Origin of the sequence: Gordonia namibiensis NBRC 108229 (genome assembly GCF_000298235.1) — a bacterium.
GTDB classification, from domain to species: domain Bacteria; phylum Actinomycetota; class Actinomycetes; order Mycobacteriales; family Mycobacteriaceae; genus Gordonia; species Gordonia namibiensis.
In genome coordinates this window covers 45,251-65,059 of record NZ_BAHE01000054.1, presented here as the reverse complement: position 1 = coordinate 65,059, position 19,809 = coordinate 45,251, and the positions used below count along the sequence as shown (strand labels likewise).

The window sequence follows — 19,809 nt, the reverse complement described above, 5'->3', positions numbered from 1 at the left end:
CGTCGTTGGTTCGGCAACGATTCACGCACGAATTCCGCCTCACCTGCATCATCGGAACAAATGACAGCGGCCTTCCTGGAGTCCGAAACGGTTCTCGCCGACATCGATCCGGCGGTCGCCGTGGTCGCCGCCACCGACCCTCGCTCCCAGTTGCGCGGTGCCTGGTCGACGATCCGCGATCAGCACGCCCAGGTGACCGCCGACTATCTCCATCTCGTCTCCCCGCCCGAGGGCACGCGCGTCCGACAGCAGGACTACGACCGCACCACCGAGGCCCTCCGGGCGGTCACGGCGTCGATGCGCGGCTTCGCCGAGGCAAACGCGGGTGCACTCCGACGCGCCCGTGCCACAGTGCAGGCCGCGAACGCTCAGGACCACGAGGCGCGCGTCGCCTCGCATCGGGCGATGACCGCCCTCGAGAACGCCGGTCCGGCGATCGGCCGGCTGCAATCGGTCACCAGGGCCACCGACGAACTCGACCGGTCCTTGAGAGTTTTCGAGCAGAGTTCGGCTCTACACGAGCGGCAGTCGGCAGCTGCGACAGTCATCACCTCGGCACAGCGGCTCGAGAGCCTGCTCCGCGAGGCGCCCGCCTTCGCCGACCGCGCCCGTCAGGTCATCCGGTCGGTGGAAACCCGACGCAGCGCCATCGCGACCCGCAGCACACAGGTTCCCGACACGCTCTCGGCGTTGCGCCGCGAGTTCAGCGCGGACTGTTCCACCGACCTGGAGCGCACCGAGGCCATCGTCGACGAGCGTCTCGCCCATGCGGATACGGCGATCTCCTCAGCGCGCGGGATGCTCGCCGATGCCCCCGACCAGGCAATCGACCAAGCCGACGCCGCCCGCGACGATCTGTCCGTCGCGGAGGCCGCCGTCGATGCCGCCCTCGATCGGCTTCGGGTCCTACGTGAGGTGCGTGCCGACCCCCAGGACGCCGAACGCAGCGTCCGCTTTCGTCTCCGCGACGCCCAACTCTTCGCGGTCAACCATTCTCTGGTTGACGAATGGGGCTCCGTACTCGATGCTCAGGCCGACCGGATCGAGCGTGCGAAGGGGGACCTCGATCGCGTCCACCCCGACTATTGGGGATATCTGACCCAGCTACGAGCCGTGGACGACCGGATCAGCGAGATCGTTTCCCGGATGAGAGGACAGGTGGCCGCGCGATGACCACCACGGCCAGCCACGACGAGACCTGGCTCGAACCCGGAACAATCCGGCATTTCGATCATTTGGGGCCTGCCACCCGTGAGCAGCTGTTCTTCCGGCACCCGGAGGCGATCGATCGCACCTGGCCCGCACCGAGATTGGCGATCGCGCTCGGCGCCACCCTCTACGTGCCCGCCACCCGCCCCGATCTCGTCGAGGTCATCCGCAAGCGGCGGGCCGAGGGCGTGATCTCCATGGTCATCGACCTCGAGGACGCGGTCGCCGATCACGACGAAGCGGACGCCATCGACCACGCGGTCGCAGCCCTGCGCGACATCGGGGAGAATCCCGGCGCGCCGATGCTCCTCTTCGTCCGTCCGCGATCGGCCGACCGCATCCTGCGCATCGCCAGGGCGCTCAAGACCCCTTCAGGCGCGAACACTCCGTCCGCGCTGACCGGTTTCGTCGTCCCGAAGTTCGACTCCACCAACGCCGAAGAGGCGCTCGCCGCCGTCGTCCAGGCGAGCGAGCTACTGGGTCAACACCTCTGGGTCATGCCGGTTCTGGAGTCCGCCGCGGTGGTCCACCGCGAGACACGCGACGACGAACTCACCGCCCTGGCCGCACACCTCAGCGCGCATCGCGCCAACGTACTCGCCGTTCGTATCGGGGCCACCGACATCTGCGGTTATTTCGGCATCCGTCGCGACCGCGACCTCACGATCTATGACGTCCGGGTCGCCGCCGACGTGATCGCCGGCATCGTCAACCATCTCGGACGCACCGACGAATCCGGCTTCGTCGTGACCGGGCCGGTGTGGGAGTACTTCGCCGATCACGAGCGCATGTTCCAGCCGATGTTGCGGCACACGCCTTTTCGCGAGAACGACGCCGTCTACTTCCGGCAGCAACTGGTCAGCAGGGACATGGACGGCCTGTTGCGTGAGATCTCGCTCGACCGCGCCAACGGCCTCCACGGCAAGACGGTGATCCATCCGGCCCACGTCGCCGCCGTGCACGCGCTGTCCGCGGTTACCCACGAGGAGTATCACGATGCGCTCGACATCCTCGCCGGTGAAGCCGGCGGTGTCCGGGCATCCTCGTATCGGAACAAGATGAACGAGCTGAAACCGCATCGCAATTGGGCGCTGCGCGTGATCGACCGGGCCGCCGCTTTCGGCGTGACCCGCCAGGGCATCGGTTTCGTCGATCTTCTGACCGCCCTCGCCGCTCCGGGACCGGCGGCCCGGTGAACGCAGTGAACCACGAGCCGTACGACCGCGAACCGGACTGGGTCACCACCCGCTTCGGCGTGCAGGTCGCGCCCGATGGCACCGGATATGCCGGGCATCATCTGCGCGACCTCGTCGTCCTCGGTCTGCGACACAACAAACGGCGCGCCCACCTACTGGTCTCGACTGTGCTCGGCAAGCACATCCCCACGCCCCCTCACATCGTTCGCGGCGCGGCCGACGACCTCGGTGCGGCGATCATCGAGCAGATCGGCGCCGACGCCGCGCGCAACTCCATCGTGTTCGGTTTCGCCGAGACCGCGACCGGCCTCGGCCACTGTGTCGCCCAGCGGATCTCCGCATCCCGTTACCTGCATTCGACGCGACGCCAGCTGCCCGGCGTGGTCGTGTCGGGGACGTTCGAAGAGGGGCATTCCCACGCCACGACCCACCTGCTGCAACCGAGTGATCCGGGCTTCCTCGACGCTGCCGCACCGGACGAGACGCTGATCCTCGTCGACGACGAGATCTCCACCGGCACCACGGCACTGGGCGCGATCGAGACGATCGTCGCGGCGCGTCCGCGCACACGGTTCGTCGTCGCCTCCCTCGTCGACATGCGCAGCCCCGACCAGCGGGCCGAATGCGAGAAGGCCGCCGCCGACCTCGGCGTGGAGGTCTCCTACGTCGCGCTGACTCACGGTTCGGTCACGCTGCCACCCACTCTGCTCGACGACGTGTGGGGGCTGACATCGGGCACGCTCAATCCCGTTGCGGGGAAACGAGCGCACGTCACCACGCTCGACCTCGACTGGCCGGCGGGGACACCCGACGGCGGCCGCCACGGTTTCGAACGATCCGATGCGGGGCCCTTCCGAGAGGCGACCGAGGCCGCCGCCTCGACCATCGCAAAGCATCTCGACTCGCAGCGGCCCGTCGTCGTGGTCGGACACGAGGAGCTGATGTACGCGCCGCTGTGCATCGGCGAGGGTCTCGAGCAGCGTGGCTTCGTGACCGGTTACCAGACGACCACCCGGTCGCCCGCGCAGGTGCACGACGTGCCCGGTTACCCGCTGCGGCGGGGATTCCGTTTCCTCGCACCCGAATCCGATCCCGAGACACCGCGCTACATCTACAACGTCTCGTCGGACGCCCTGCCCGATCCGCAGGTGGTGGTCGTGGTCGACACACCGGCCGACACACCTGAACTCCGCGCCCCCGGCGGCCTCCTGGACGTGCTCACCGCGGCCGGCCATCCCGTCACGCTGGCGATCCTCCCGGCAACCGACCAGGCGCAACTCCGCGCATCACGACAGGCGGTCAAAACCGTGACGTCCACACCCCCGCTCCGCGGTCCCGATTTCGGCTCCTATGCACCCGACGAGGTCACCTGGCTGCTCAAGGACCTCTCCGACATCGCACTCGAGGGCGACCTGCACGAGCGCGAACGCCGAATCCAGTCGGGCAAGGCGCATTACGCCGAGTCCCTGCCGATCGAGTACCAACCGGGTCGCGAGTATCAGGACCTCTTCCAGGCGACGCTGGAGTCGTCGGCGCAGCGGCTCGCCGAGGCGGTCGGCGTCGTCTCCGAACTGATTCTCGCCGAACGGAGTTCATCCCCGACACTCGTGTCGCTCGCGCGAGCCGGGACACCCGTCGGAATCCTGATCCGCCGGTGGATGCAGGCGGTCCACGGTATCGAGCCCCAGCACTACACCATCTCCATCGTGCGCGACCGCGGGATCGACACGGTTGCACTGGATCACATCGTGAAACGCCACCCCGCCGAATCGGTCGTCTTCGTCGACGGATGGACCGGCAAGGGTGCGATCCAGCGCGAACTCACCGCGGCGCTGGCCGACTACGCGCGGCTGCCCGGCCGCCCGGCCCTGCATGACGAGCTGGCGGTACTCGCCGACCCCGGGTCCTGCACCACCCTGTTCGGCACGCGCGACGACTTCCTCATCGCGTCGGCATGCCTGAACTCCACCGTGTCCGGCCTGGTGTCGCGTACGGTCCTCAACGCCGACCACATCGGGCCGGGAGATTTCCACGGAGCCAAGTTCTATCGGCAGCTGGCCGAGTTCGACGTCTCCGGCCGGCTTCTCGACGCGGTGAGCGCCGAGTTCCCCGCCGTCACCGACCGCGTCGCCGCCACGCTCGCCGCTCTGTCCCCGGAGGAACGGACACCGACCTGGTCGGGATGGCGTTCGGTCGAACAGATCCAGCTCGACTACGGACTGTCGTCGATCAACCTGGTCAAGCCCGGCGTCGGTGAGACGACCCGGGTGTTGCTGCGTCGGGTGCCGTGGCGGGTTCTGGTCCGGGCCGACAATCTGCCCGAACACCGTCACATCCGGTTGCTCGCCGCCGAACGCGGAGTGCCGGTGGAGGTCTCACCCGGTCTTGCCTACTCGTGTGTCGGGCTGATCAAGGAGGACGCGTGAGCGTTCTGGTCGCCACCGACCTCGACCGGACAATGATCTACTCGCAGCCGGCGATGGGCGAGGCACAGTTCGCAACCCTCGACACCGTCTGCGTCGAGATCTACCGCGACGCCCCGCTGTCGTACATGACGACGACCGCCGTCGAACTCCTCTCCCGCCTCGCCGACCGGGTGCCGGTGATCCCGACGACGACCCGGACGCCTGCTCAGTACGAGCGCATCGCTCTGCCCGGTGCGCCGTTTCGGTACGCCGTGGCGAGCAACGGCGGGCGAATCCTCGTTGACGGAACCGACGACCCGGAGTGGCGTCACCAGGTCGAGCGTGGAGTGGCCGAGACCGGCGCAGGGCTCGACGAGGTACTGACCGAGCTCCGCACCCGCGTCGACGATTCCTGGGTGAAGTCGTTGCGCGTCGCCGACGAGCTGTTCTGCTACCTCGTCGTCGAGGCGGCGGCCCAGCCGGAAGAGTTCCTATCTGCCTGGCAGGACTGGTGTGCGGTGCACGGGTGGACGGCCTCGCAGCAGGGTCGCAAGATCTACGCGACGCCCCGGTCGGTCACCAAGTCCGCGGCGATCGCCGAAGTACGCCGGCGCCTCGTCGACGACGGCGCGATCACAGCGGACGCAAAGCTGTATGCGGCCGGCGACGGGTGGCTCGACGCCGACCTTCTCGAGTTCGCCGACCAGGCGATCCGGCCCCGCCACGGCGAGCTGGAACTGCTCGGGTGGACGACGCCGGGGCTCACCGTCACCACCACGACCGGCGCTCTCGCCGGCGTGGAGATCCTCGAATGGTTCCACGACCGGTGCTCGGTCAGACCGGCATCGGACCCAGCACGTCCGAGTGCCCGTGCCGTCGGCACCAGCTGATCAGGTACCGCGCGTGCAGACCACACCACCGGTAGACGGCTGCCTGCGTCATCGCCGAGGACGCCGGGTCCTCGCCTCGCTCACAGATGATCGGGCCGAGATAGTGACTCGTCACCTTGTTCGCCGTGTTGGGTGAGACCTTGGCCGCGCGCGCCAGGCTCGCACCATCGGACGCGTTGCCCGAGGCGATCGCGCCCGCCAGGCGTCCCGCGGTATGACCCCGCTGCCCCGTGAACAACTCGTACAAAGGCTTCCGACGCGACGGCCGCGGCTTCTCCCCGAGTCCCTGACCGAGCGCCACCGCGCGCACCGCACTCATGAGGGTCGCGAATCCGTCGGATTTCGCGATGACGCCGGCGACCTCGTCGCGCAACCGCGCCTCGTCGAGATGATCGAGCTCGAGCCCGTGGCCCTGGGTAGCGAGGATGACCGGCGCCTGGCGGTCGTGTTTGTTCAGGGCGTCGATGGCGTCGAGTCCGTCGAAGCGCCATTCCAGATCGGGGCGGTTCCAGATGAGGTCCGCTATGACAACGTCGAACCGGACGTGGCCGGCAACCGAGCGGGTGAACTCGTCGTCGCTCGTCGCCACCGTGACGACGGCGTGCTCGAGTGCGCCCTGGAGGGGGCCTGCCACGACGTGACCGAGCGGGGAGGCAACCAGCACTCGCAGTCGGTTCGGCACGTGCATGATTTTGCCTGATATTGATCATTCGTGCGTGATCACGCATTGATTGGAGTCATTCGGGCTAATTATCGCTCGAATACTTATTAGTCAGGCCGTAAAGACCATGACTTATCGACAAATGTTCGTAACTCTAGACAAGTAGACGTTGAGAGCAGTTCATCTCTCCGCCTGACAACCGATCGCGAGCAAGGTCGATCACGGCTCCATCATGCCGCCGGGTCGAGAGAATCGGCGGCATTCGGGACCGCAAGCAGGATTCTGCCGACAGGAGGACGGTACCGATGTCAGCCCCTCTGGACGAGCTGCACCGCCCGCACGAAACAACGCCTCAGCCCAATGTGTCCCGACTCAATTCGGTCGGCCGGGCGGCACCGCAACCCGCCGGCCCGCACTCGCATCTCAAACGCCTCGCCGCCGTGGTCGCCGAAGGGGATCTGTTCGACGCCGCCCTGGTGGCCCTCATCGAGGGGGCCGGTTACGGGGCCACGCTCGTCGAGCCCACGCAGCTTCCCTACCTGCGCAACCCCGCCGTCCTCCTTGTTCGGTCGCCGGGCTCGCTCGCGCTGGTGCGCCGGGCGCCGATGCTGCGCGGTGTGCGCGTCGTCGTCCTCGGCGACGGGATCGCCTCTCGCGACCACATCCGCATCTCCCCCCGCTCGCCCGTCGCCGAATCCGCACTGCGCCAAGCCCTCGCCGCGATCATCGGCCCGCCCGATCAGCAACCGGCCCCGCCCGCGCCCGCCAACCGCGTGCGGGTGACCGAACGCGAACGCGAGATCCTGCAGACCTACACCCTCGGCGCGACCCTCCGCGAGACATCGCAGGCGCATCAGATCGCGGAGAGCACCGTCCGCGAGCACTACCGTCGTGTCGTGCGTCGCTATGAGGAAGCCGGGCGGCCCATCGGCAACAAGGCCCAGCTCCTCCTCGAGTTCATGGCCGACGGCTGGGTTCGCCCCTGAAACGTCCTGGTCGGGGACCTAGTACTCACGACGCCGCGTCGTCGGGCGCGCAGACTTGACGTATGAGGTCGACACCGGGCCTCCGCCGCCCGCTCAACCTGGCTGCCCGATACCGACGTACTTGGGCCGCAGCAGTGCTGACTGTCGTCGAGATGCTCGTCGCCTACCAGGCGATCAACGGTGGTCTGGCGCTCGCCGACGACCAGTGGCAGATGCCCCGGGAGTGGCTGCACAACACGCCGTTCGACACCTGGACCGGCCCCGGCCTCGTCCTCATCGCGGCGATCGGCGTGCCACATGCGCTCGCCGCACTGGCCGTCGTCCTCCTGCCCGTCGACGCCCGGATCGGCATCCTCGGCGGTCTGCTGGCCGGCACGTCGTTGGTGGCCTGGATCGGCATCCAGATCGCGCTGCTCCAGATCTTCTTCTTCCTGCAACCGGTCATCGTCGTTCTCGGAATCGTCGAGATCTGCCTGGCTGTTCTCTGGCGGCGCGCGCTGGCGCGTCATCCGGCACCTCCCCCCGACGACCCATTTCCGACTCGCCCGCTGTCCGCCGCGTCGAACCGGGATCGGAAATGAGGAGCGGCCCGATCATCGCCGGCCTGTTGGCCGCCGTCGCGTCCTCCGCCGCGTACTACGCCTGGGTTCGGCCGTGGGTGATGACCTGGGGAGCGACGGACGAGGAGGTCGCCGCAACACTCCCCGGCGACGAGTTGCTGCCCGACGCCGACGGGGTGGCCACGCGGGCGATCACGATCGCCGCACCGCCCGAGGCGATCTATCCGTGGCTGGCCCAGATGGGTCCGTTCCCGCGGGGTGGCGCCTACACCTACGACTGGATCGAGAACCTGCTCGGACTCGACATGCACAGCACAGACCGGGTGCTCGAGGAGTTCCAGCATCCGACCGTCGGCGAGACCATCGGCGTCGGTCCCGAGGCCTCCCGCATCGAGATCGCCGACCCCGACCGCGCTTTCGTCACCCGGACCGCCGACGGTGATTGGGTGTGGTCGTTCACGCTGGTCCCCGACGGCGACTCGACACGGCTGATCAGCCGCAACCGATTCCGGCTGCCCGGGCTGGGCAAGAAACTGGCGATGATCCCGATGGAACCCGGGTCGCTGATCATGGAACGCAAGATGCTCCACGGGATCAAGGAACGGGCCGAGGCTCTCGCATACGCCCGGTGACACGACGCAGGTCACGTCGGGTCCACGGCACAACCCGGCGATCGTGGCACAGTGAGAGAGTGCTCCTGCCGACGTTGACCCCCACTGCCCCGGACGATCCCGAAGTCATCCGGATAGGTGAGGATCGTCTGTCGCGGGAAGACCTGGTCGGTGCCGCCACCGCTGTGGCAGAACGGATCGCCGGGGCGCGCAGCGTCGCGGTCCTGGCGCAGCCGACGGTCGAGACCGTTCTCGCGGTGGTCGGCGGCCTGATTGCCGGCGTGCCGGTGGTCCCCGTGCCGCCCGACTCCGGCCCGCGCGAATTCGCCCACATCCTGGCCGATTCCGGCGCACAGGCCTGGCTGGGACACGGACCCGCCGACACCACGCTGCCGGTGGTCCCGGTTCGTCGCTACGCGAAGTCATGGCATCGGCACCCCGAACCCCACGCCGATTCGACGGCGATGATCCTCTACACCTCCGGCACCACCGGCCTCCCGAAAGGCGTGCCGGTCACCCGTCAGGCCATCGCCGAGGGGCTCGACGCACTCGCCGACGCCTGGCTGTGGACCGCCGATGACACACTCGCCCACGGCCTTCCGCTCTTCCACGTCCACGGGCTCATCCTCGGCGTCCTCGGGCCGCTCCGACGCGGCGGCCGGTTGATCCACACCGAGAAGCCGACCGCGGCAGGTTACGCCGCCGCGGCCGAAGCCGGTGCGTCGATGTTCTTCGGCGTCCCGACCGTATGGAGCCGCGTCGGCGCCGAGCCCGAAGCAGCCCGAACACTTTCCAGCGCACGCATTCTCGTGTCCGGCAGTGCTCCCCTCCCGGTTCCCGTCTTCGACCGGGTCCGTGAACTCACCGGTCACGAGATCGTCGAACGCTACGGCATGACCGAGACCCTCATCACCGTCAGCACCCGGGTCGACGGTGAGCGTCGCCCCGGCTGGGTCGGACTCCCACTCGTCGGGGTCGAGACCCGGCTTCGCGAGGGCGACGCCGACGTGCCCCACGACGGCGAGTCCGTCGGCGACCTCCACGTCCGCGGACCGATGACGGCGTCGCACTACCTCAACCGCCCCGACGCGACCGCCGAATCCTGGCTCGACGACGGCTTCTTCGCCACCGGCGACGTCGCCGTCATCGACCCGGACGGCATGCATCGCATCGTCGGACGCCGGTCCACCGACCTCATCAAGTCCGGCGGCTTCCGGATCGGCGCGGGCGAGATCGAGACCGTGCTTCTCGCACATCCGGCCGTCCGTGAGGCCGCCGTGATCGGCGTCCCCGACGACTACCTCGGCCAGCGGATCGTCGCGTACGTGGTGGCCGACGACGTCGCCGACACCGAGCTCATCGAATTCGTCGCCGGCGAGCTGTCGAACCACAAACGCCCCCGCGAGATCCGGTTCGTCGACTCACTCCCCCGCAACGCCATGGGCAAGGTGCAGAAGAAGCTGCTCGGCTGAGTCGGTGCGGACTGCTGCCGCCGACGCGCGGCCCCCGCGTTGTCCTGTGCTGCCCTGGCGCTGAAAAGCGCCCCTGGGAAGCGCCCTCTGTGGCTGTGCCGGCGACATAGTGTCGTCGGGCAGGCTGTGGAGGGCGGAAATCAGGGGCGGTTTTCGGGGTCGGATTTCAGGGCCGGTTTCCGGACGCCGCCCGATTGCGGTGGTAGCCCTTTCGGACCGCGGCGGCGATGTCGGCGTAGGTGGTCTCCCAGTGGCCGAACACCTGCGCGTAGGTGAGTCGCATCGGTAGGTAGCCCAGCGGGATGAGTTTGCGGGACCGCACCCGGTCGCGTTCATAATCCTCCTCCGCGGTGTGGTGGGCCCGGCTGTCGAGTTCGATCGCGAGTCGATCCCCGACGAGCAGATCGATCCAGCCGACACCGGGTGCGTGATGCTGCACCTCGACGCGTAATCCGGCACTCTTCAGCCTCAGACGTGCCGCCGTCTCGGTTCCCGACGCTGCGAGCCGGTTGCACTTCTCGATCGCGTTCCTGATCGAGAGCGGGGCGAGTCGGAAATCGGCTCGGAGGTCGTCGAGGCTCAACTTGCCGTGATGAAGTGCGGAGTCGCACAGGATGACGAAGCCCTCCTCGTCGAAGCACCGTGCGGCGTACTGCAGGGCAGTCGCGACATCGTCGACGGCTGCCGGGGCGGGAGTCGGTCTACCGTGGCGTCGGCAACGGTCGGGTGACCGACGACGTTCGTACCGCGTCACGCGCGCATGGGACTCGACGGGATGGTCGGGAATCCACAACCCGTGTCGTCGAAGGGCGCTCGCGCACGAGACGACGGCGTGGTCGGCAACCGCCGCGACGATCTCAGGGTCGGCGTCGGGAACCCGAAACCATCCGTGCCGAATCCGGTGGATCGCACCGGATTCGACGGCGCGTCGAATATCCGGCGTGGTCTCTCCGGATTCCAGTAGCTGGCGGGTCGACACCACACCCCCGAAGCGCTCGATGAGCTGGTCGTAGTCCATCGACCCAGTGTCGAGTGTCGGGGACCCGACAGAGCGCGGCGTCGTCGGGCTGTGGATAACTCGACTGAAAACCGCCCCTGAGATCAACCCTCCACAACCGACCCGATGACACTATGTCGCCGGTCTCGCTACAGGGGGCGCATTCCAGGGGCGGTTCTCAGGGGCGCATTTTAGGGGCGCATTCCAGAGGCGGTTTTCAGAGCCGGAGATCAGTTCGCCCAACCCCGCTCACCCAGCCAACCGGTGATGATCCCGACCGCCTCCTTGAGGTGCGGTATCTGCTCGCGGCCCGAATAGTAGTGCGTCGCACCGGTGATCGTGTGGAGCGTCTTGTCCGGGTGGCCGACGGCGTCGAACAGGCGGTGGGTGTGGCTGGGGGTGCACGCGTTGTCGGCGGAGTTGCCGATGACGAGGGTCGGGACCTCGAGGTCGGCGGCGCAACGGGGACCGTCGCCGTGGGCGTCGTCGTAACTCCACTGCGACAACCAGCTTCGCAGCGTCGTGAAGCGCGCCAGACCGACGGGCCCCATGTTGACGATGCGCGGATCACCCAGGTAACAGCCGAGTTTGCGGTCGCTCGGGTCGACGGACAGGTCGAGCCATCGAGGGTCGGCCATGGTGCCGTGGACGATGAAACCGCGCTCCATCAGCGGCTCGCCGCGGCCGCGGAGGTCGGCGAGTTGTTCCTTGACCCACGCGGTGATCCGACGGTTGCGATCGATCTGCGCGGCGCGGTACCGCTCCAGGAACTCCGCGGTGTACGGCGGCTGGTTCGGGTTGGCCGGGTTGTAGAGATCGAGCTCGGGATCGCGCTTCTCCGGGTCGTTCTCGTCGAGGATCGACGGATCCATCCACTCGGTCAGCGTCCCGTGCCGCGACACGTGGGCGGCGAGGAGCATCATGCCGTCCGCGGCCGGGAGATCGAGCTGGGTGAGGTCCGGCGGTTCGCCGGCCGGGCTCTCGGTGACCGTCGCATGCTGCGCCTGCTGCTGGTAGTACAACGACAGCGCGCCGCCACCGCTCCAGCCGGCGAGGATGACCTTCTCGTAGCCGAGTCGTTCCTTGGCGTCCTTCACGCAGGCACCGAGATCCTGTACGACCTTCTCCATGATCAGGGCACTGTCGACGCCGCGATACCGGCTGTTGCAGTAGATGACGTGATGGCCGGCGCGGGCCAGTGCATTCGTCATCGGCAGGTAGGCGCCGCCACCGATCGGATGCATGAAGACGATGACGTTCTTCGACGGCACGCCGACCGGTTTTAGCAGATAACTCTCCAGAACGACGCTCTCGGTGACGCCGCCGTAGGTGTCCTTGTAGGCCGACGTGTCGTCGAAGACGACGAGGTAGGGAATGCGCTCGTATTCGTGGCGCGGCAACGTATTCGCCGTATTCGTGGTCGCCGACGTCATACCTCTGCCCCTTCCTGGACCTCGGCCTGCGCCGACTCGGTCATGACCGGCGTCGCGATGAGACGACGACGTGTGTCGATTGCGATAACCTTCCACTCGACGCGCTCGAACTCGTCGAACTTTCGGCGCGACCGTTCGCGGGCCCGTTCCGGGATGCCGTGGTGAATGCCCTGCGGCGCATGGGAGATCAGCCCCGGAGGCATGCCGATCCCGAACATGCTGCCGCCGTGGAAGAACGCGATCTCGTCGAAGTCGGTGTTGCGGTGGTACCAGGGCAGGCGCTCGGCGCCCCTGCGGGCCTCGGCCGGTCGCGGCAGGAAGTTCATCACGTACACGCCGGTGGCCTGCATGAACAGGTGCACGGTCGGCGGCAGGTGCACCGACTCCGAGGTGATGACGTCATAGTCCTCGATGTTGAACGTGAACGGGAACAGGTCCCCGCGCCAGCCCTCGACGTCGAGCGGGTGGAAGGGATAGAACAGCGTCGTCTGTCCCTCACGCTGACGGAAACGGACCTCGTACTCTTCGCGTCCGTCACCCTCGAAGACCTCGGCTTCCGGGACGCCGACCAGCGACGAGTCGAACGGGAAGAACCGTCCGAGCACGCCCGGCTCCGGAACCCGGTACTCGTCGACCGCCTCGATGATCAGCAGCAGCGACTGGTCGTCGGGGATCTGCCGATACGTGCATCCCTTGGGGATGTAGACGTAGTCGCCCGGGCGGTAGGACAACCGGCCGAACTCGGTCTCGAAGTAGCCGCTGCCCTCATGGACGAAGATCAGTTCGTCGCCGTCGACCGGACGGAACCAGAACGGTGCGGCCTCGCCTCGGCGACTCAGCGAGATGCGGCAGTCGTCGTTGTAGAACATCAGCAGCGGCTCACCCGAGGGGTCGATCTGATCGGTCGGGGTCAGCTCGGTGACGAAGCGGTCGACGCCGGTGTGGGTACCGACCGCGCGGAACTGGGTCGGGTCGTTGCGCCGGTAGAGGTGCGCCGTGCGACCGGTGAACCCGTACCGTCCGAGCTCGTCGTCCTTGAGGTCCTCGACGTCGCGGTGGACCTGTCGCGGCGTGCGACCTTTCCGGTGCTGGATGAACGATTCCACTGGCTGACTCCTGTGTGAGTGTTCGGGAGAGGACGAGCAGGCGCGATCGGTCCCGCGGGAACACCGGTGGTTCCCGTATGACTTTTCTGATGCTAGATTCAGGTTCAGAATATGACAAGGACCACATCAGTCGTTCGGACCTTCTCCGACCAATCTGAATGCGTGGTTCGATATATCGATCAGTCCCCGGAAGGAGTGCTCGGGTGCCGCCGACGAACAAGGGACGTCAGACCGAGGCCGCGTTTCTCGACGCAGCGCGTCGTTGCTTCGCCGACAAGGGCTACCTGAACACCAAGATCTCCGACATCGCGGAGGCCGCGGGACGCTCCACCGGCTCGTTCTACAACTACTACGACAACAAGGATCAGCTCCTCGAAGCGCTGCTGGATCAGTTCAGCGACGAGGTGGTCGAGGGCTCCCTTGCAACTCGCCACAGCGATCCCGAAGCCGGCGTGCGCGCCGCGGTCACCGCCTACTGGACGACCTACAAGAAGTACCTGCCCGAGATCATCGGCCTGTTCCAGATGTCCATGCTCGACGACGAGTTCCGGGATCGCTGGCACGCCAACCGGGCGTCGGGGATCAAACAGGTGTTGGCGGGGCTACACAGTGCGGAACGCGCCGGATACGACGTCGGTCTTCCACTCGAACCGCTCGCGTCGGCGTTGGTGAACACGCTCGAGTCCTCCTGCTGGTCCTGGCTCGCCGTCCGCGGCGGGGTGGTCGGGTCGATCCCCGACGACGACACCGCCATCGACATCCTGACCACCATCTGGTTCCGCACGGTCTACCGGTCGGCCCCCCGCATCCAACGCTGATCGCGGACAGGACCTGGCCCTTGCGCCACGTCCACGCCGGTTGTGATGCTGGGACGCATGACGATCGACGTCCGGCCCGCGACGAACTTCGCCGACATGGCGACGATCCTCGGCCCCAAGAAGCCGACCTCCAACGTGTGCTGGTGCCTCAGCTACCGCATCCCGAGCAAGCAGAACCAGGCACTGGTCCGCGAACAGCGCGGCGAGTACGTCAAGGAGTTGTGCGACAGCGGGATTCCGCTCGGTGTCCTGGCCTACGACAGCACGGAGGACGGCGAGGACGTGGTCGGCTGGGCGGCCGTGTCACCACGCGCGGACACGACCTTCGCGACCAATCGCAAGATCCCGCACGTAGACGATCTCCCGGTGTGGTCGGTCTGGTGCATCCGGGTCCGACCCGGACACCGCAAGCAGGGGATCTCACATGCGCTCCTCGACGGCGCGGTCGAGTTCGCGAGGTCGAACGGGGCGCCGGCCATCGAGGGGTATCCCGTCGACAATCACGGCGAGAAAGTCGATCTCACCATGGCGTACGTCGGCACCCGCGGACTGTTCGAGAAGGCGGGCTTCACCAAGGCCGCCGACACGACGTCGGTACTGAACGGATTCCCACGCGTGCTGATGCGGAAGTCGTTGGTGTGAGGTGGTTTCGATACGGCTCGTCGCACGCTCCTCGCCTACTCAACCAGCACTTCTGCTGGCCGAGTGCGTCGACCGAGCGAAGCGAGGACGCCGCGTATCGAGGTCAACGGGGTTTCGATACGACCTCGTCGCAGGCTCCCCGCCTACTCAACCAGCACTTCTGCTGGCCGAGTGCGTCGACCGAGCGGAGCGAGGACGCCGCGTATCGAGGTCAACGGGGTTTCGATACGGCTCGTCGCACACTCCTCGCCTACTCAACCAGCGAGGGGAACGACTCGTCGCACACTCCTCGCCTACTCAACCAACGAGGGGAACGGCTCGTCGCACCCTCCTCGCCCACTCAACCAGCAGAGATGAGCTCGTGAAGCTCACAGTTCGGCACGTGAATCCACCCCTCGCGCAACGCGACTGAACGATCACCCGCGGGAGGCAGCGTCGTGTACCCCAACTCGGCGGCGCGGGCGATCAGCGCGGTCACGACGGCGTCGAATGCGTCGTCGTCGCTGCACATCTGGCCGACGCGGTCACCGAGCACCAGCCATGGCACCGCCGTCTGCACAGCGTCGACCAAGCCGGCCAGCACAGTGCGGTTCGCTTCCCGCTTGTAGCCGCGCGAGGTGAGACCCCAACGTTTCAGCGCCCCGGCGGGATACGCCTCGACGGCCCAACCGTCGACACGGTCGTCGACGCCCAGGTCGGCGAGGAGACCCGCGCAGCGGAAGGCGACGTGAGCAATCTGATCGGCGGACACACTGAGTGGCCTGCCGAGTCCGGATTCGGCGATCCAGAGGTCGGTTCGACGCAGCGCGAGCGGGCGCCGATTGGCGATGTCGTCGAGCTTGCGACCGGGGCTCAGACCATCACGATGATGTGCGACAAGGAAATCCACGAAGTCGTCGGGCCAACCGAAGGGTGAGTCGATCCCGATGCGTGTCGCGCCGTCGGCGAGGCGTCGGATCTCGGTGTCGTCGGCTCCGACGACCAGGTCGACCAGCTCGGCGCGGTCGTCGAACCAGTCGAGGACTGCGACCGCGGTCTTGACCGGCGATGCGGACAGGTCGACACCGACCGTCCGCATCGCCGGGGTCATGCTCAGAAGTTGCCGTCGAGGAACTCTGCGTAGGCAGGCAGATCGAGCTGTCCATGACCGGACAGGCCGATGACCACGACCTCTTCCTTGTCACTGTCGGCGACGTGGGCAGCACAGGCCGCGATCGCGTGCGTGGACTCCGGAGCGGGGACGATGCCCTGCGCCCGAGCGAACTGCACGCCCGCGGCGAATGCGTCGTGCTGCGTGATGGCGACACCCTCGACCAGTCCGAGTTCGACGGTGTGGCTCAGCGCCGGCGCCATGCCGTGGTAGCGCAGGCCACCGGCGTGAATCGGGTCCGGAACGAAATCCATTCCCAGCGTGTGCATCTTGAGCAGCGGGGTGAGACCGGCGACGTCACCGTGGTCGTAGCGGTACTCGCCCTGGGTGATCGACGGGCAGGCGGCCGGCTCGGCCGCGACCACGCGCGGGTTCGACCGTCCGTGCAGCTTCTCCCGCAGGAACGGGAACGAGAGCCCCGCGAGGTTGGAACCGCCGCCGGCGCAGCCGAAGACGACGTCGGCACCACCGGGCTCGACAGCGTTGAGCTGGTCGACGGCCTCCTGACCGATGACGCTCTGGTGCAACACGACGTGGTTGAGCACGCTGCCCAGGGCGTAGCGGGTGTCGGCGTTCGAGGCGGCCACCTCGACCGCCTCGCTGACGGCCATACCGAGGCTGCCGGTGGTGTCCGGATCCTTGGCGAGCATGGCCCGGCCCGACTCGGTGAGGACCGAGGGGCTCGGGTGGATGGTGCCGCCGTAGGTGCGGATCAGGAAGCCGCGGTACGGCTTCGAGCTATACGAGGCGCGGACCTGCCAGACTTCGACGTCGATGCCGAACTGCGCTCCGGCGAAGGCGAGCGCGCTGCCCCACTGGCCGGCGCCGGTCTCGGTCGTCAGCTTGGTGACACCGTCGATGCTGTTGTAGTAGGCCTGCGCGACAGCGGAATTGGTCTTGTGGCTGCCGACCGGGCTGACCCCCTCGTACTTGACGTAGATGCGCGCCTTGGTGTTGAGCGCGTCCTCGAAGCGGCGGGCACGGATCAGCGGCGACGGACGCCACATCTTGTAGATCTCGCGGACCGGCTCGGGGATCTCGATGTAGGTCTCGCTGGAGACCTCCTGCGCGATGAGCCCGCTCGGGAACAGCGCGGCGAGGTCCTCAGGGCCGACGGGCTCCTTGGTACCGGGATGCAGGTGCGGGGGAATCGGCGTCTCGAGCTCGGCGGCGAGGTTGTACCAGTGCGTCGGCACACCGACCGTCACCAGATCGGGATTGGTGGCGTCTACTTGCGTCGTCATGGGTTGACACTCTAGTGCGCGAGGGTGGTGGCGTACCCCGGCCGCGACATTATCTGGTCACGATTTGGGGAGTCGGTATTCCTGCCGGGGTCGGCCGGTGGTTCCGTACTGCAGCGACATCCGGAGACGGCCTGCGGCCACGAGGTTGGCCAGGTGTCGCCGGGCCGTCGGAGCGGCGATCCCGACCTCCCGTGACACGTCGTCGGCGAACAGGGCGGTGGCCGCGTCGACGAACAGGTCGAGGATCCGTTGCTCGGTGGGCGATCCCGATTCCGACCGCTCCGCTGCGCGGGTGCCGAAACGCAGCGCGGACAACGCGGCGTCGACCGCGTGCTGGTCGACGTTCTCGCCGCTGAGCACGCGCCGGTACTGCGCATAACCGGCGAGGCGACGGGCGAGGTCTGCGTCGTCGAACGGTTTGATCAGGTAGGCCAGCGCACCGGCGCGCATCGCGGTGCGGACGGCGGCCGCGTCGGTCTCGGCGCCGACGATGAAGCAATCGCAGTCGAGTTCGGCGACCAGGTCGATGCCCGAACCGTCCGGGAGGTAGACGTCGAGGAGTGCGAGGTCGATGTCGGGATGGTCGACGAACGCCCGACGCGCCTCGGCGACACTACCGACCCGCGCGCGGACGCTGAAGCCCCGCACGGCGTCGACGATCGTCGAATGCAATGCGGCGACGCGGAAGTCGTCGTCGACGATGAGGACACCCAGCTCCTCGGTCATTGCGGCCTCACCTCCTCGTCGGACCCGGGCGCGATGATGCCCGGGAGCCGGGCGACGAACAGTGCGCCAGGCGGATCATGCTCCGGCGTCGGCGACCGTTCACCACCGGGGTCCGCGACCCAGAGGTCTCCACCGATCCGGCGCGCGACCTGACGCGCGAGGGACAGCCCCATCCCCCGACCGCCGGGGGTGTGGTCGCCGGGTTTGGTGGTGACGCCCTCGGCGAAGACCTGGTCCGGATCGTCGAAGGAGATGCCCGGCCCGGAGTCGCCGACCGAGACGAACAGGGTGTCACCGTCGGCGATCAGCTCCACCTCGACCACGCCGTCGACGCCGGCCCCGGAGGCGGCCTCGATCGAGTTGTCGATGAGGTTGCCGACGACGGTGGTGGCGACGACCGGTTCGGTGAGTGTGCCCTGCAGCCAGGTCTGATCACCGAGGCGGAGCGTGACGCGACGTTCGCGTGCGTGGGCGGCTTTCGCGTCGAGGAACGCGTGGAGGTGGGGTTCGCGAACGTTGCCCAGGCCGGCGAGCAGCGCGCCGCCGGGGCCGTTGCCGGACAGTTCTTCGAGGTAGTCGAGTGCTTCATCGACGTGGCCGTGACGTAAGAGGCCGGCAAGCACGTGGATGCGGTTGGCGGTCTCGTGCTGCTGTGCGCGGAGAGCGACGCCCATCGATCGGATGGAGTCGACCTCGCGGCTGAGCGCTTCGACGTCGGTGCGGTCGATGACCGAGAGGACCATGCCGAGGTCGCGGCCGTCGGCGTGGACCCGGTGGGAGCTGACGAGGACGACGCGATCGCCGACCGTGGCGGCGAGAGGCTCGTCGGTGGGCGTGGCCAGGACAGCTGCGATGCGCGGGGTGAGTCCCAGGTCGGCGGCCCTCGTACCCACCGGGGCGTCGATGTCGAGGAGCGCGCGGGCCTTGTCGTTGACGACCCGGACGATGCCGTCGGCGTCGACGGCCAGCACGCCGTCGGCCATCGCGTGCAGGACCGCGCCCTGTTCGCGGACGAGTTCGGCGAGTTCGTCGGACTCGAGACCGAGAGTGAGCTTGCGCCAGCGCCGGGCCAGCATGACCGAGCCGAGTGCGCCGATGCCCAGTGCGGTCAGCGCGAGGAGCGTCGTCGCGACGATGTCGCTGCGGGTCTCCTTCGCAAGCCGTTCCGTCGAGACGCCGACACTGACGAAGCCGACGATGCGACCGGCGGCGTCGAAGACCGGGACCTTCGCCCGGACGGACTCCCCGAGGGTGCCGCGGTCGGTCGCGATGTCGTCTGAGCCGGACAGTGCCGCCGACGGGTCGGTCGACACCGGTCTGGCGAGTTCCGCGACCTCGGGATGGGCGAGTCGGATGCCCTGGTCGTTGCCGATGACGACGAACAGTGCGCCGGTGCGCTCCCGAACCGCGGCCGCCTGGCGCTGCAAGGGTCCATCGGCGAGCTCGTCCGCGTCGACGGCGCGGCCCTGGTGGTCGGCCACCACGGCGCGGACGTCGGCGTCGGCTGCCACCGACCGGGCGATGGCGAGGGCTCGCTGTGCGTACTCGTCGCGGACACGGTCGTCGGCCCCGGCGATGACGAGACCGAACCCGACCGCGAGGCTGACCGCGAGGACAGCGAGCTGCAACAGCAGCACCTGCGTCCGTAAACGCATGACGTCAGCCTAGTGGCGGCGCTGAATCCAGCGCCGCCACCGACATCG

General features: G+C 67.8%; 18 protein-coding genes. 10 read left to right on the top strand and 8 right to left on the bottom strand.

The annotated features are described in order from the left end of the window. Positions 1-60: 60 nt before the first annotated feature. The 4 genes from GONAM_RS20005 to GONAM_RS19990 are packed head-to-tail and all read left to right on the top strand — an operon-like array spanning position 61 to position 5,700. Positions 61-1,173, top strand: a complete 1,113-nt coding sequence (locus GONAM_RS20005; protein WP_006868570.1) for a hypothetical protein — start codon at positions 61-63, stop codon at positions 1,171-1,173. After that, positions 1,170-2,405, top strand: coding sequence for an HpcH/HpaI aldolase/citrate lyase family protein (locus GONAM_RS20000; protein ID WP_006868569.1), 1,236 nt, complete (start codon positions 1,170-1,172; stop codon positions 2,403-2,405). The genes GONAM_RS20005 and GONAM_RS20000 overlap by 4 nt, the downstream gene beginning before the upstream one ends. Then, on the top strand, positions 2,402-4,831 hold the full coding sequence (locus tag GONAM_RS19995) for a phosphoribosyltransferase (RefSeq protein ID WP_157159184.1): 2,430 nt from the start codon (positions 2,402-2,404) through the stop codon (positions 4,829-4,831). The genes GONAM_RS20000 and GONAM_RS19995 overlap by 4 nt, the downstream gene beginning before the upstream one ends. Beyond that, positions 4,828-5,700 (top strand): hypothetical protein, encoded by an 873-nt coding sequence (locus GONAM_RS19990; RefSeq protein ID WP_006868567.1) that lies wholly within the window; start codon positions 4,828-4,830, stop codon positions 5,698-5,700. The genes GONAM_RS19995 and GONAM_RS19990 overlap by 4 nt, the downstream gene beginning before the upstream one ends. On the opposite strand, the gene GONAM_RS19985 is transcribed toward GONAM_RS19990, so the two are convergent. Beyond that, on the bottom strand, positions 5,645-6,388 hold the full coding sequence (locus GONAM_RS19985) for an MSMEG_1198 family transcriptional regulator (protein ID WP_006868566.1): 744 nt from the start codon (positions 6,386-6,388) through the stop codon (positions 5,645-5,647). The two genes, GONAM_RS19990 and GONAM_RS19985, sit on opposite strands and share 56 nt — an antisense overlap. A 278-nt stretch (positions 6,389-6,666) precedes the next feature. On the opposite strand from GONAM_RS19985, the gene GONAM_RS19980 reads away from it, so the two are divergent. The 4 genes from GONAM_RS19980 (at position 6,667) to GONAM_RS19965 (ending at position 9,990) form a co-directional block, all read left to right on the top strand. Next, entirely contained in the window at positions 6,667-7,347 is a 681-nt protein-coding gene (locus tag GONAM_RS19980) for a helix-turn-helix transcriptional regulator (RefSeq protein ID WP_006868565.1), read from the top strand. A gap of 62 nt (positions 7,348-7,409) precedes the next feature. Then, positions 7,410-7,928, top strand: coding sequence for a hypothetical protein (locus tag GONAM_RS19975; RefSeq protein ID WP_040537037.1), 519 nt, complete (start codon positions 7,410-7,412; stop codon positions 7,926-7,928). Further along, positions 7,925-8,539, top strand: a complete 615-nt coding sequence (locus tag GONAM_RS19970; protein ID WP_006868563.1) for an SRPBCC family protein — start codon at positions 7,925-7,927, stop codon at positions 8,537-8,539. The genes GONAM_RS19975 and GONAM_RS19970 overlap by 4 nt, the downstream gene beginning before the upstream one ends. Positions 8,540-8,598: 59 nt before the next feature. After that, entirely contained in the window at positions 8,599-9,990 is a 1,392-nt protein-coding gene (locus tag GONAM_RS19965) for an acyl-CoA synthetase (RefSeq protein WP_006868562.1), read from the top strand. Between the two features lie 166 nt (positions 9,991-10,156). On the opposite strand, the gene GONAM_RS19960 is transcribed toward GONAM_RS19965, so the two are convergent. From GONAM_RS19960 to GONAM_RS19950, 3 genes are all read right to left on the bottom strand, one after another. Further along, entirely contained in the window at positions 10,157-11,008 is an 852-nt protein-coding gene (locus tag GONAM_RS19960) for a type IV toxin-antitoxin system AbiEi family antitoxin domain-containing protein (protein ID WP_006868561.1), read from the bottom strand. Between the two features lie 209 nt (positions 11,009-11,217). Then, complete coding sequence (locus GONAM_RS19955) at positions 11,218-12,420, bottom strand: alpha/beta fold hydrolase (protein WP_006868560.1); 1,203 nt, start codon at positions 12,418-12,420, stop codon at positions 11,218-11,220. After that, positions 12,417-13,526: a homogentisate 1,2-dioxygenase gene (locus tag GONAM_RS19950; protein ID WP_006868559.1), complete on the bottom strand. Its 1,110-nt coding sequence runs from the start codon at positions 13,524-13,526 to the stop codon at positions 12,417-12,419. The genes GONAM_RS19955 and GONAM_RS19950 overlap by 4 nt, the downstream gene beginning before the upstream one ends. Positions 13,527-13,729: 203 nt before the next feature. On the opposite strand from GONAM_RS19950, the gene GONAM_RS19945 reads away from it, so the two are divergent. Both GONAM_RS19945 and GONAM_RS19940 read left to right on the top strand, forming a co-directional pair. Further along, a complete protein-coding gene (locus GONAM_RS19945) occupies positions 13,730-14,344 on the top strand; it encodes a TetR/AcrR family transcriptional regulator (protein WP_006868558.1) in 615 nt (204 codons plus the stop codon). Between the two features lie 57 nt (positions 14,345-14,401). Further along, positions 14,402-14,986 (top strand): GNAT family N-acetyltransferase, encoded by a 585-nt coding sequence (locus GONAM_RS19940; protein ID WP_040537058.1) that lies wholly within the window; start codon positions 14,402-14,404, stop codon positions 14,984-14,986. Positions 14,987-15,326: 340 nt separating this feature from the next. Here the strand turns inward: GONAM_RS19940 and GONAM_RS19935 are convergent, their stop codons facing one another. The 4 genes from GONAM_RS19935 to GONAM_RS19920 are packed head-to-tail and all read right to left on the bottom strand — an operon-like array spanning position 15,327 to position 19,761. Then, complete coding sequence (locus GONAM_RS19935) at positions 15,327-16,076, bottom strand: DUF429 domain-containing protein (RefSeq protein ID WP_006868556.1); 750 nt, start codon at positions 16,074-16,076, stop codon at positions 15,327-15,329. 2 nt (positions 16,077-16,078) lie between these two features. Further along, positions 16,079-17,380, bottom strand: a complete 1,302-nt coding sequence (locus GONAM_RS19930) for a TrpB-like pyridoxal phosphate-dependent enzyme (protein ID WP_006868555.1) — start codon at positions 17,378-17,380, stop codon at positions 16,079-16,081. A 57-nt stretch (positions 17,381-17,437) separates the two neighbouring features. Next, a complete protein-coding gene (locus tag GONAM_RS19925; RefSeq protein ID WP_006868554.1) occupies positions 17,438-18,106 on the bottom strand; it encodes a response regulator in 669 nt (222 codons plus the stop codon). Next, positions 18,103-19,761, bottom strand: a complete 1,659-nt coding sequence (locus GONAM_RS19920) for an ATP-binding protein (protein ID WP_040537035.1) — start codon at positions 19,759-19,761, stop codon at positions 18,103-18,105. The genes GONAM_RS19925 and GONAM_RS19920 overlap by 4 nt, the downstream gene beginning before the upstream one ends. Between the last annotated feature and the right edge of the window lie 48 nt (positions 19,762-19,809).